General features: G+C 66.8%; 12 protein-coding genes. 2 read left to right on the top strand and 10 right to left on the bottom strand.

Annotated elements, in window-relative coordinates:
- Nucleotides 1-36: 36 nt before the first annotated feature.
- The gene (locus GWK25_RS32055) at nt 37-936 is read right to left on the bottom strand and encodes a hypothetical protein (protein WP_215455050.1); all 900 of its coding nucleotides are present in this window, start codon (nt 934-936) and stop codon (nt 37-39) included.
- Between the two features lie 222 nt (nt 937-1,158).
- Here GWK25_RS32055 and GWK25_RS32050 point away from each other — a divergent pair, with 222 nt between their 5' ends.
- Complete coding sequence (locus GWK25_RS32050; protein ID WP_251829123.1) at nt 1,159-1,437, top strand: tetratricopeptide repeat protein; 279 nt, start codon at nt 1,159-1,161, stop codon at nt 1,435-1,437.
- Between the two features lie 65 nt (nt 1,438-1,502).
- On the opposite strand, the gene GWK25_RS32045 is transcribed toward GWK25_RS32050, so the two are convergent.
- Nucleotides 1,503-2,273, bottom strand: coding sequence for a transposase (locus tag GWK25_RS32045; RefSeq protein WP_215455047.1), 771 nt, complete (start codon nt 2,271-2,273; stop codon nt 1,503-1,505).
- A gap of 72 nt (nt 2,274-2,345) precedes the next feature.
- On the opposite strand from GWK25_RS32045, the gene GWK25_RS32040 reads away from it, so the two are divergent.
- Complete coding sequence (locus GWK25_RS32040) at nt 2,346-2,729, top strand: hypothetical protein (protein WP_060884483.1); 384 nt, start codon at nt 2,346-2,348, stop codon at nt 2,727-2,729.
- 85 nt (nt 2,730-2,814) lie between these two features.
- On the opposite strand, the gene GWK25_RS32035 is transcribed toward GWK25_RS32040, so the two are convergent.
- The 8 genes from GWK25_RS32035 to GWK25_RS32000 all read right to left on the bottom strand — a co-directional run bounded on the left by GWK25_RS32035 (nt 2,815) and on the right by GWK25_RS32000 (nt 11,852).
- Nucleotides 2,815-3,294: a hypothetical protein gene (locus tag GWK25_RS32035; RefSeq protein ID WP_215455045.1), complete on the bottom strand. Its 480-nt coding sequence runs from the start codon at nt 3,292-3,294 to the stop codon at nt 2,815-2,817.
- Nucleotides 3,287-3,808: a hypothetical protein gene (locus GWK25_RS32030; protein WP_215455043.1), complete on the bottom strand. Its 522-nt coding sequence runs from the start codon at nt 3,806-3,808 to the stop codon at nt 3,287-3,289. Before GWK25_RS32030 ends, GWK25_RS32035 begins: the two co-directional genes overlap by 8 nt.
- Before the next feature lie 65 nt (nt 3,809-3,873).
- Nucleotides 3,874-4,311, bottom strand: coding sequence for a hypothetical protein (locus tag GWK25_RS32025; RefSeq protein WP_215455040.1), 438 nt, complete (start codon nt 4,309-4,311; stop codon nt 3,874-3,876).
- A gap of 336 nt (nt 4,312-4,647) precedes the next feature.
- A complete protein-coding gene (locus GWK25_RS32020; protein WP_215455039.1) occupies nt 4,648-9,372 on the bottom strand; it encodes a putative T7SS-secreted protein in 4,725 nt (1,574 codons plus the stop codon).
- Complete coding sequence (locus GWK25_RS32015) at nt 9,372-10,016, bottom strand: hypothetical protein (RefSeq protein WP_308404362.1); 645 nt, start codon at nt 10,014-10,016, stop codon at nt 9,372-9,374. Before GWK25_RS32015 ends, GWK25_RS32020 begins: the two co-directional genes overlap by 1 nt.
- 50 nt (nt 10,017-10,066) lie before the next feature.
- Nucleotides 10,067-10,924, bottom strand: coding sequence for a hypothetical protein (locus GWK25_RS32010; protein ID WP_374200652.1), 858 nt, complete (start codon nt 10,922-10,924; stop codon nt 10,067-10,069).
- Between the two features lie 236 nt (nt 10,925-11,160).
- On the bottom strand, nt 11,161-11,490 hold the full coding sequence (locus GWK25_RS32005; protein ID WP_251829121.1) for a hypothetical protein: 330 nt from the start codon (nt 11,488-11,490) through the stop codon (nt 11,161-11,163).
- 65 nt (nt 11,491-11,555) lie between these two features.
- On the bottom strand, nt 11,556-11,852 hold the full coding sequence (locus tag GWK25_RS32000) for a hypothetical protein (protein WP_215455032.1): 297 nt from the start codon (nt 11,850-11,852) through the stop codon (nt 11,556-11,558).
- Nucleotides 11,853-11,931 lie beyond the last annotated feature (79 nt).

Here is an 11,931-nt window from a genome sequence, read left to right as displayed (position 1 = left end):
GGAGCCGCCGGGCCGGCGCAACCGGTCGGCCTCCGATCAGCTCGGCTGCGTGCACTTGGGCTGCTTCTCGCCGGATTCGACCAGTTCGCCGGTGGGGTTCCGCACGTAGACCGCTTTGTACTCAGGGACGTGGAGCCACCCCACGGTCTGGAACGGTTTGTTGTCCTTGAGGCGGATCGTCTGGGTCTCCTGCTTTCCGTCGTAGCTGAGTTCCAGCTCCAGCTCCCAGGTGTACAACGCCGGCTCGGCGGTGCCGCCGATCACGATGAAGTCGAGGGGCTCGTCCTGGGCCGCGTAACGGTTCTGGCCGTCGGCGAAGATCCGCGTCGTGGGAGTGTTGTGCTTGTCGACCTCCATCCCGTCCTTGCGGGGGGAGTCGAGGTCGATGTAGACCGTGTCGGCGGGCCCACCGCCCTGGGGCGGGACGCACACGAACGTCCCGGACGGCGCCGCCTTCTTGGACAGCACCTTGGCCCTGATCGCGTCGATGTGCACGGGTTGCAGGCGGTTCCCGGTCAGGGTGACGTGATAGCGGGAGACGGACGTGCACACCTCGCCGCAGTTCCGGCCGCCGCGTATGCCGCCGAGCGAGGCGTACTGCCGGGACGCTCGTTGGTCCTGGTCCGAGGGGGCATGGAGCGAGCCGGCGGGCAGCCGATCCGGGAAGGCCCAGAAGGTGCCGTCCTGCGGGAGGTCCCAGACCTGCCGCACGGCTACGTGGAAAGGCTCCTCCCCGGCTTTCTGGGGATCCTGGGGCTGGTTGTTCCGCCCGGTGTCCTCCGGGAGGAGGAAGTAACTCCCCGCCATGGCAAGGCAGGCCAGGAGCAGGATGAGCCCCGCAACCGCGGGCCACCCCAGCCCGTTGTGGACGTTCTGGATCCCGGTGACGATGGTGTTGTTCTTGCCGACGGCCGTGCCGCGCCCGCTGTCGCTCACCCGGTCACCGTGACCGTCGCCCTGACCCGGACGACGGGATCTGCCGCGTTCCCGTCCGTTCAATTTCGTCCCCCTCCGGTCGGTCCGCCCCGCGCCGTCGCGTACGCCCGGGACGGGGAATGCGTGCACAAGGAGATGGCGTGCACCAGGAGTATGCTCCGGCAGCCTCGTGGCTACCTCCTTGCGCGGAACGGGTTCCAGGACGGGCGTTCACTGTGGTAGATGCCGCTGACTGCCTCGCTGCCCTTTCCTGGGGCCAATCGCCGAGCGCCGCCCGACGAACGTGAGATCCGCAGGTTCGCCGAGACGTATGTGCGGAGCTTCGGCCCCGAGTACCCGACCGTGCTCGCCGCCCGGCAACTGCTCTCCCGGACCCGAGCCGCACTCGGAGACGTGGACGAGGGCATCGCGTTGATGACCGACGTCGTCGATCGTCGGCAACGCGGCCTGGGACCCGAACACCCCTTCACGGTCGCGAGCCGACAACTGCTGGACGCCTAAGGGTTGTCCCGTAATTGATCTTCGAGCCGTCTCGGGCATGGCGGGCCGCCGTACGGCCCGCCGCCCTATCCGGCGAGGGCGAGGTTGTGCATCCGGGCGATGCCGAGCATGGCGTGGTGGACGCCCTCGCCTTTGAGGCGGCAGTCGCGGAGGATCTTCCAGGTCTTCATGCGGGCGAAGACGTGCTCGACCCGGGCCCGGACCTGCCTGTGGGACTTGTTGTGTTCCTCCTTCCAGTCCGGCAGTTCGCTCTGGCCGCGCTGCCGGCGGTGCGGGATGACGAGTCCGGTGCCTGGGTATCCGCCGTCGGCGATCGTGACGGTGTTGCCGACGGCGGCCTTGGCACCGGATTCCTCCCACGCCTTGCAGTCGTTGCGGTTCCCGGCCAGCGGCCGGCCGACCACGACGACCAGGCGAGTGTCGGCGTCGATGACGACCTGGTGGTTGGTGGAGTACCGGTAGTTCTTCGACCGCTCGGCGATGGTGTGATCCCGGGTGGGGACCAGGGTGCCGTCCACGATGAGCACGGTGTCCTTGGCGAACCGCTTGCGGGGCTGGAGCGCGAGCATCGGCCCGAGATGGTCGATGATCCGGTCGGCCGATGACTTGGACACCCCGAACAGCGGGGCGAGCTGGCGCATGGTCAGGTTGGTGCGCCAGTACGTCGCGACCAGCAGTGCACGGTCCTCCAGCGGAAGGCTCCACGGTCGGCCCTTGCGGACCGCGTCCGCGCCCTCACGCCGCAGAACCGTCACCAGCTTCCCGAAAGCACGCGGGCTCAGCCCGGTGAACGGGGCTATCCAGGACGGCTCCGACGCCGTAAGCACACCAGCCACACCAAGATCATCCAAGTTGCCGACGCTGCCCCATGTCCTCGATCCTGTGTGCTCGGAAAGCAGGGAGGGCACATGGGGCTGGTTCTTTTCCCGGGCGACGGAGACACCAGCAGTCCGGATGTCTCCTGGTCCTACAGCGGCTTTGCCGCGTTCCGGCGGCGTCTGGCCGAGGCCGAAGGGTTCGTCCTCTCCGAGATGTGGGGCTTCGGCGGCGAGCGCCCGTGGAGTGAGGTGTCCACCGCTCTGGAACCCCTCCTCGATCATCCGGATGACGGCGGTGACGAACTCTCTCCTGCCGAGTGCGCGTCGATTCTGATCCGGCTGGAGGCGATCACCGACCAGTGGGCACGGGAGTGCAGCGACCAGTTCCTCCAGCAACACATCGAGGACGCCCGCCACCTGGCGGGCGTCCTGCGGCTCTGCATCGAGAAGGACGTCCCGCTGGTCTTCCTATGAAGCCCACCGACCACGGAACCCACTTACGGGACAGCCCCTACCGGTCGGGGAGGTGGCGGCCGTAGCGCTCACGTGGACGGCAGAGTTAGAAATTGTTCCATTTGGGCTTTCCCCAGGAACTTGTGAGAAAGTAGATCCACCACACCGGGTTGATGAAATTGAGCCAGTTCTTTCTGTTCTTGAGGTGGCGTTCCCAATAGGCGTCCTGCTCCTCCACGGTGCTAACTTTGTGAGGCTGGGCGTAACCGAAGACCGGAACCAGATCCCGAACTGTCGCAGGGCGCCACATGTGGAGAACGTAAACCATCCAGGCGCCGTGCGAAGCGGAGAGACCTGACGGCCTGACGTTTACGCGTGCTCCGTTGCAGCAGAGCAAGATTTTCCTTGATGAGAGTTCTCTTCGCATAGATCGCAAGGCTTCAAAGATATTGTCGCTGCTCGCCGTCGACTCAACCCCGTTGTCTGATTCGAGGCGAAGAGTCCATGGGCCTTCCCCTTCGATCAGAATCTTCCATTGTTCCTTCTGGTCATCTTTCTGGACACGGATCGGAATTTCTTCAGTCATCCCACATATCCTGGGCTCTCGATGGTCTCTCCCGTCCGGCGTGCCGCCGCTCCAGGCCGCGATGCTCGGCCTCGACCTCCGTCGGTTCAGCCTCGGTGATCGCCCCGGATTCGACTCTCGCTTTCGGGATCGGGACCTGCTCCAGGCGCTGGAGGATGATGTCGAGATCCGATAGCGCCCTGAAGCAAAATTCGTGGTCCTGAGTGTTTACGGAGTGGACAACGTCCGCGAATGCTGGACTGTCGAGCCCATGGGCTTCCTGCAGAATCCGCGTCGGAACCAGGAGCCAATTTTTTCTTGTCCTGTCGAGTGTCCATTCAACTTTTGTTGAAAGCGCTCCCACGGCTTCTTCGATGGGGTGTGCGGTGTCTTCTTGGGTAGACGTGTAGCGCCACCCCATATACGGTACTTGTGGGTATTTGTACACGGGATGTTTCTCCGAAGGAAGGGAGAACCAGGCAAGTTCTCCAAACCTGCTGAGCACTTGCATCGCGCGCGCACTTCGGGTCGACATGGGAGATCCATTCAAAAGCTGCCGAAGTCGACGTTGGGCCCGGGCGGTCTACCGCCTTGGCCAGTTTATTTCGGCTCAATCAAAGGGTCGGAGAAGGGGTCTCTCTCGTCAATCCATCTGAATTCGTAGTCTCCGGACGATGCATTGAACTCCGCAGCCACATCATTAAAGGGAATTTTGAATTCTTCGCGCAGCCACAGGTTCATCGCCAGCGCTGCAACTTCGGAGCGGTAGTCGCTCAATGGCGCGTCGATCGAAGTGGCGTGGATCGTGATTCCCTGAGGGAATCTCTTGGCCAATTCCGGTACGTTCAGGGCGACGCCGAAGGATAGCCATGCGAGATCTTTCCAGTGCAGTCCGCCGGGTGGCAGAGCAAGGCGTACGCTGCCGTGGATCTGCACGTCCGGAGGGCCTGATTCGGCGGAAGGTCGTGCATGTGCTGTGAGGTTGGCAGCCAGTCCGCCAATGGGGCTGCGCAGGCGATACTTGACCGTTCTAGTCAAGTCCCCTCTTTTCGGCGTTGAAACATGCGGGACAACGAGTGCCTGGTTGGCGTAGCGGAGGTCGTCTCCGGGAGAGGTGTCACGAGTTGCGGGAACGCAACTCTTCAGCAGTCTGGATATCCTTCTCAAGTGCACTGAGACGTGGGGGGGTTCGAGTGGCATCCAACACGACGACGTGTAGTCGGTCGCCCACGCACGGCGTGGGTACTTCGTCATCCCACCAGGAGGGATGTTTCACCTGGTCAATGAAGCCGACTTCGCCATCCGCGTCGACTTGCGAGCCCACTGGGGCGACTGCTGTCACCGTAACGTCGAGTTCCTGATGGTTTCGGAACTTCATGAAGGGCCTCCAAAGATTGATACCCAGCTACGCCCTTGGGTCAGTTCATTGAACCTGTCAAGCTTGTCGATCGGGATCGCGAACTCTATTCGTGGCGCCCCTCCGGGGCCGTTGTGGTCGTGAACTTTTGCATAGCTTCCGAATTCATCAAGGAATGATGGGGTCATATCGTACTTGACCATCCCTTTCGCGAAGTTCAATCCATTCGGTCCTGCGTATTCGGCAGCGACGGCTCTTTCTCCAAAATACATGATTCCATCCGATATGACACCGCCGCCAATATCGACACCGGGCTGATGATTGGCTGGGTCCGGTCCATTGTCGAGTTCATACTGGGCATGCGCAGCCTTGGGGGTCCGATAGATCGGGATGTAGTCCGGCGCGAGGCCGAGGTAGTCGGTTCGCGCGTGAGGGTTGCTGACGTAGGTTGCCGGGTTGGGTGCGGGTGTCAGGCCGAGGGGGTCACGTGTGATGTAGCGGGCGGTTTCGGGGTCGTAGTGGCGGAAGTAGTTGTAGTGCAGGCCCGTTTCGGGGTCGTAGTACTGGCCGGGGAACCGCAGAGGGGTGTAGGCAGTGCTGTCGGCCGCCCAAGCTGTCGTCCCCCACAGAGTGCTTCGCGTCCGCCAGGCGATCTCGCCCTGTTCGTCGACGAGTTCGGTGGGCGTGCCGACCAGGTCGGTGATGATGGCGAAGAAGCGGGAGTCGATCTCCTGCTGGGGGGCGTCCGCCGCCGTTATTCGTTCGGTCTGGGTGAGGGGGCGCAGGCCCTGGTGGTCCCAGGTGAGAGTGACCGGGTTGGGCAGGGCAGCAGATGTGGTGGTCTGTTCGCAGAGGGTGGTGCCGTCCCAGGTGAAGACGACGCGCTCGACCACCGTTTCGCCGTCGTCCGCCAGGCGGAGTTTCGCCGTACGGCGGCCCAGCGGGTCGTACGTGTACCGCCAGCGCGTGCTGTCCGGGGTCGTCACCGACGTCAGACGGTCCTCGACATCCCACTCGTACCGCCACGTTTCCGGTTTGCGGGACAGGCGGGGCTTCTGGCGGAGGGTGATGCGGCCCAGTGTGTCGTGTTCGTAGCGGACGCCTCCCGCGCGGGTGATGCGGGTGCCCGTGTAGGCGCGGGGGCCGGTGGCCTCTTGGCCGGGGTGGTTCGACGGCCAGGACGCCGAGGTCTGGTTTCCCGCCTCGTCGTAGGCGTATCTCTCCGTCCAGTCGGCCGCGTGGACCGCCGTCACGCGGCCTGCCGCGTCGAGGTCGAAGCGGCGGGTGCCGGAGAGTTGATCGTCGATGCCGATGAGGTTGCCGTCGGCGCGGTAGGTGTACGCGCGGTGTTGGACAGAGCGGTCGCCCGCTGCCCTGACGTCCTGGGTCGTCAGGCGGCCCATGGGGTCGAACGTGTGCGCAAGGGTGACCGTCTCGCCGATGTGGCGGGTCAGTTCGCGGCCGGCTTCGTCGTAGGTGAAGTCGATGGCGTGGCCCGAGGCTGTCATCCCCGTGCGGCGGCCCGCCGCGTCGTACGTCCAGTTCGTCATCACGCCGGTCGGGGTCGTACGGCCTGTTCGGCGGCCCAGATCGTCATACGTGTGCGTCAGTTCGCGGCCGTCGACCGTTTCCGAGCGCACCAGGCCGAACCGGTCGCGCAGGATCGTCAGCGTCGTGCCGTCCGGGCCCGTGGCCTGGGCGAGTTGGTCCGTCATGTCGTACGCGTACGTCGTGACGTCGCCCGCCGCGTCCTTGCGGAGCACCTGCCCCAGGGTGTCGCGCTCGAACGACACCACCTGGCCGAGCGCGTTCGTGCGGGAGACCAGGCGGCCCGCCGCGTCGTGTTCGTAGGTGAGGGTGCGGTCGTCGAAGTCCGTCTCGGCGATCAGCGAGCCTGCCGGGTCGTACTCGTAACTCCAGGTCAGGCCTTGAGGGTTGGTGACCTTCGTCAGCCGCAGCTCCAGGTCGTACGCGAACTCGTGGCGTACGCCGTCCGGTCCCGTGCGGGCCGTCAGCAGGTCGAAGTGGGTGTATTCGAAGCGGGAGACGCCGCCCATCGGGTCGGTGTGGGTGGTGCAGTTGCCCTCACCGTCGTACGTCCACGACTCCGTCGTGCCGTCGGCGGCCGTGCGGCGGGCGAGGCGGCCCTCGACGGTCCACTCCAGCCGCGTCACCGCACCCGTCGGGTCCGTGATGGTGACGGGTCTGCCGAAGGGGTCACGTGCGTAGCGGGTGACCGCGCCGAGGGGGTCCGTGATCTCCGACGGGAGGCCGGCGCGGTCGCGGCGGATCGTGGTCGTGTGGCCGAGGGTATCGGTGACGGCGGTCAGCCGGCCCGCGTCGTCGTGGGTGAAGTGGGTGGTGAGGCCAGTGGGAGCGGTTACGGAAGTGCGGTTGCCGCGCTCGTCGTAGGTCTGGCGGATCACCGTTCCGTCCGGGTTGACCACCATTGTCGGCAGGCCGAGGCCGTTGTACTCGGCTCTCGCCTCGCGGCCGTCCGGGCGGGTGACGACGGTCGGGTTGCCTGCCTCGTCGTAGCGGAACGTGGTCGCGTGACCCAGGGGGTCTGTCACCGACAGCAGGCGGTTGTAGCGGTCCCGTTCGTAGCGGGTGACCGCGCCCAAGGGGTCGATGTCGGCGACCACCTGCCACGCCTCGTTGATGACGAAGCGGCGGGTGTGGCCCTCGCCGGTCGTCGTGGTCGTGACGCGCAGGCCCGTGTCGGGGTCTGTGGCGTCGTACGAGACGCGCAGGGTCATGTGGCCGTCCGTGCCGCCCTCGGCGACACAGCGGTCCTGGTCGTCGTATTCGTACGTGTAGGCGCAGCCGTTGGTGTCCGTCCAGGACGTGACGCGGCCGGCCTCGTCGTAGGTGAAGTGGAGGGGGAGACCGGAGGAGTTGACGACTTCGGTGAGGTTGCCGTCCGTGTAGCCGTAGCGCTTCAGTTCCTGGCCAGTGGCGGCCAGGTGGAGGGCCGTGACCCGGCCGGCTTCGGTGGTGACCCGTACGTCGTACCCGGCGCTGGAGACGATGCCGAGCGGGGTGCCTTCGGTGTCGTACTCGAAGGTGAGCCAGTTGCCGTTGCGGTCGTCGATCTGTTCGAGGACGGCGAGATCGCCCCGGCGGTCGGTGAAGTGCCAGGTGCGGCGGGTAGCGGGGTCGGTGACCGTGTAGCCGCCGTCCTCGCGGGCCAGGGGCCAGCGGGGGCCGTGGCTCGGGAGGGTCGGGGCGCCCGGCGCGGGGTGGGGATAGGCGAGGAGCAGGCCGTCCTCGGTGACGAAGACGACGCCCTCGGAGTCGATCTCCAGGCGTTGGTCCACGGTGGAGGACCAGGACGGGCCGAACCACCTGCCCAGGTGGTAGCCCGACTCGACGCGGCGTCTGAACACCAGCGGAAGGGCGCCGGGCAGCGTCACGTCCGTCTGGGGGAGGTACATCCGGCCGGTGGCGAAGTCGATCGGGTCGGAGCCCCGCGATTCCACCGCGTCGGGCTGACGTGAGTCCCGGGCGGGACCGTCGCTGACTCTCTCTCGCGCCGACACGTCCGGTTTTTTTCCCGAGTCGAGCAGGTCCTCGGCGGTGTGTCTGAGCGTGCCTTTGATTCCGCCTGTCGCCGCCCCGCGTGCGGCCCCCGCCCCCTTGGTGCCGAGCAGGTCGAGGACGACGCGGCCCCCGAATTCGGACGGGTCCTTCTTGGCGGACTGCCAGGCGTCCTTCAGGGCGCGGTCCGGATGGGCCACCGTCGACGTGAGTCCCGCGAGCGTCATGTTGACGTTCTGGTAGTACTCGGCGGGGTGGGCGATGTTGTACGGGTCGAGGGCGTTCATGCTGCGGCCGAACGTGATGATGCCCGCACCGCCCTTGACGACGCCGCCGGCGACATGGAGCAGCTCGGTGCTCTGCGCTGCCCCGTAGTCGGTGATGTTGGCGGCCAGCTTGAGGGCGGGTGGTAGTTCGGCGGGGGCGTGCTCCAGAGCGGCCTTGACCGAGGTGGTGGCGGTGCGGGCGGCCTCGTTGCGCTGGCGGCGTGCCTCCGTGAGGAGTTCGTGGGCGCGGGTGATGTCCGCCTTGCCGGGGTCGCTGAACTCCGGTGGCTTGGGGCCGGGTTCCTCACCGGCCTTCACCTTGGCGTTGTACGTGTCGACCTTGGAGTTGTACGCCTCCACCGCCGCCTTGGACGCCTTCATGCCCGCCTTGTAGGCGTCGATGGCGTCCTGGGCTTGGCCCTGGGCCCACTTGACCGTGTCCGCGTACGCGTCGAGCGCCTTGGCGGCCTTGTCGCAGGCGTCCGCCGCGCGCATCCACTTCTTGGGGTGCATGGAGAACTTCTCGCGGAAGGTGTCGGCGGCCTGGCCCTTCCAGTGCGAGGAGTCCAGCTTGCGCATACCGTCGCCGACCTTGTCGAAGGCCGCGTGGAAGTCCTTGAGGTGCTTGGCGCTCGCCTGGATACGGCCGACGTTGCCGTGGATCAGTTCGTTCGCCTGCTCGGTCTCGCCGAGTTGCTGTTCGCCGGGGGTGGCGCCCAGGGCGGACGCGGCGCCGTCGCCCCAGTCCTCCACCTTGTCCGCGACGCCCTTGAGGCCGATGTCCTCCAAGCGTTCGCCGGCGAAGTCGGTGCCCTTGTCGATGCCTTCGCCGACGAGCTTCTTGCCGTCGTCGTAGATCTCCTCGGCCTTGCCGACGACCGTGCTGGCGGCGCCCGCGAGTTTGTCGCCCACGCCGTCCGGGATCCAGCCGCTCATCAGCCCGCGTCCCCGTCCCCGCCTCGCTGGTTCTCGTCCGCCCCGGCCTGGGCCGCCTGTTCACGCTCCTCGCGCGAGGGGCCGTACTGCTGGTCCAGCCACGCCTCGTACTGCTGGTCGGTCATACCCGTCGACGCCTGCGGGTCGACCGGGCCGTTCTGGAGGACAGGAGACGTCAGCACGTCGCGCTGAGCGTCGTTCCAGCTCTGATCGACGTTCTCCTGAGCCCGCTCCCAGGATTCCGCGCTCCAGTCGGAGGTGGCGAACATGTGGTTGTCGCCGATCTCGCCCCAGGACCTCTGGGTGACCTGGTCCTCGCTGAGGTGCGGGTTGCCCATGACGGAGTTGGCCGCGATCTTGAAAGTGCCGTCGACGTACTGCTCGGTCTCGTGGTACGTCCCCGCCGCCAGGCCCACGGCGTCCGCGAAGTTGCTGCCCTCCAGGATCAGCGCACGGACTCCCCACTCCCACCGCTCGCAGAAGGTGTCGAGCGCCGCCGTCAGTCCGCCGTGCCCCAACTCCAGGCCGGACAGGGCCAGATCGGCGAATCCGCGGCCCACACTCGCCTCGCCGACCATGCCGAGTTCGCGCAGCTCCGACATGGCCAGGTTGATGCCCTCGGTGATCAGGGCAAGGCCTTCCACCTGAAGGTCTTTGCCCTCACCTCCGGTGCCCCCGCCACCTCCGCCGTCGTTCATCGGGTCAACTTCCCGTTCGGGGTGATCCTGTTCCGGTGGTTCACGACTGCGACTGCGTCTGCGTCTCCGTCTGCGCCTGCGCCTGCATCTGGGTCTGTGCCAGCGTCCACGTCCAGTGCCGCCGCGTCCGGAACGATCCCGATGACCGGTGGGAACAGCGCGCCCTGACCCTCGCTGCCTACGTCCAGTGCCACTCCGTACGGCACCGGCATCGCCGGGATCGCCACGTCCAGCAGACGGGCGCCCAGGACGCGGTCGTACGTCCGCTCCCGATCGCCTTCGCCTCTTGCGATGGCGAATCGGGCCAGGGAGGGCTCGTCCGAGAAGGTGTAGATCCAGCGGATACCGCCGAACTCCCCGGTGAGCGGGGCGCCGTCCGCAGACAGGGGCACCAGCACCGCCGTACGCCGGAACTCACCGAGCAGTGCGGCGGCTTCGCGCCGACGGCGGCGGCGGTCGAGGGCGGTCTGGTCCGTGGCAGGCTGCGCGTGAGCGGGGTCCGGAGTGCGTTCACGAGGGGGTGGGGGAGTGGCCTCAGTCGGCTCCGCCGGGGCGGTCGGCTCCAGGTAGTCGTAGATCCTGGAACGGCGCGTCCCCTCCGCCGCTCCACCGGCTCCCCTGTGATCGGACATGCGCGCGATCATCGCATCGACGCGCTGCAAGCTGCAACGCCGAAGCCTTTGCTGCAGAGACGCGTCACTGGCATCCGGCGCGGCCGGCGCGCCGAACGCCATGGCCATGATCAAAGGCGGCTTCTGGATGCCCGACTGTCTGCTCGCCGACGGTGCGGACGCCGTGCGGCGGAAGCCTGTGTCGTCGCTGGTGGCGACGGCGTGTTCGCGGGCGAGCGGCACGTTCGGGGCCACGGTGACCAGGCGACCGGCCTCGGGGACGTCTCGGTACGGCCCTCGCTGAGGCGGACTGGCCGGCAGATCGGCTCCGGCGGCTCGCCGCCACCAGGGACATCGGTACGTTTACGCCCCTCACGGGCCACCCGTGCTTCCGGATCCTCCCCTACGATCTGGACAGTAGCGGGCCTCGGATCGGGGCGGCGGGGAACGAGGCGAGAAGGGGGATGAGCGTGCCCGGCTCAGAGCTTCACGACGACCACACGGTCGGCGCACAGCTGGCGTATGTCGTCCTCGTCCGACGTGAACACGGTGACCGGGCCGGGCTGCCGGAGGGCGACGGCGGCGAGGGCCGCGTCGATGGCGTACTTGTGGCCGTGCAGACCCGTCTCCTTGAGCAGGCCGGTCGCCTCCTTGGCGATCTCCTCGGTCACCGGCTCGACGCGGATCTTGGAGAGAGCCCAGTGCCACTTGGGGAGGTGGCGCGTCGGGTCGTATGCCTCGATGAGAGTCATCGAGGTGGTGACGACCGGGATACCCGCATCATCGGCGTGCCTCAGGTAGGCACCCATGCGACGCCCCCCGCGCACCCACTGCGAAAGCCCTTCGCTGTCGAGCACGTAGACCCGGTTTCCGGTCACGCGGCGTCTCGCTTCCGCTCGTGCGGCTGCTCACCGGCCTCGCGGGCGCTGGTCCGCTCGGCGTGCTGCCGCTCCAGGTCGCGATGCTCGGCCTCGACCTCGGCCAGTTCCGCCTCGGTGATCTCCCCGTACTCGGACTCCCACCACCGCACCGCCTCGTGCAGACGCTCCCGCTCCCGCTGGCGCTCTATGGCATGCGTGACATAGCGGCTGAAGCCGCCGGGGCCGACCTCGGACCGGATGGCCTCGGCGAGCTCCTCCGGGAGTGTCACGGTGTACTTCTTGGTTGCCATACCGTCGACCATACCGAGAGTCGGATCGGCCGGCCAACGGACAACAGACATCCCATACGATCGAGTACAAACGGTGGCG

The sequence above is a fragment of the Streptomyces sp. ATCC 21386 genome (assembly GCF_018728545.1).
Classification (GTDB): Bacteria; Actinomycetota; Actinomycetes; order Streptomycetales; family Streptomycetaceae; genus Streptomyces.
The sequence above is the reverse complement of the archived record's forward strand: the minus strand, read 5'-3'. Positions and strand labels throughout refer to the sequence as shown.

What these genes read in the sequence shown, in the direction of transcription:
- GWK25_RS32035 (WP_215455045.1), bottom strand. Translation starts at nt 3,294, where the DNA reads ATGACTGAAGAAATTCCGATCCGTGTCCAGAAAGATGACCAGAAGGAA.
- GWK25_RS32030 (WP_215455043.1), bottom strand. Translation starts at nt 3,808, where the DNA reads ATGTCGACCCGAAGTGCGCGCGCGATGCAAGTGCTCAGCAGGTTTGGA.
- GWK25_RS32020 (WP_215455039.1), bottom strand. Translation starts at nt 9,372, where the DNA reads ATGAGCGGCTGGATCCCGGACGGCGTGGGCGACAAACTCGCGGGCGCC.
- GWK25_RS32050 (WP_251829123.1), top strand. Translation starts at nt 1,159, where the DNA reads ATGCCGCTGACTGCCTCGCTGCCCTTTCCTGGGGCCAATCGCCGAGCG.
- GWK25_RS32000 (WP_215455032.1), bottom strand. Translation starts at nt 11,852, where the DNA reads ATGGCAACCAAGAAGTACACCGTGACACTCCCGGAGGAGCTCGCCGAG.
- GWK25_RS32040 (WP_060884483.1), top strand. Translation starts at nt 2,346, where the DNA reads ATGGGGCTGGTTCTTTTCCCGGGCGACGGAGACACCAGCAGTCCGGAT.
- GWK25_RS32005 (WP_251829121.1), bottom strand. Translation starts at nt 11,490, where the DNA reads ATGGGTGCCTACCTGAGGCACGCCGATGATGCGGGTATCCCGGTCGTC.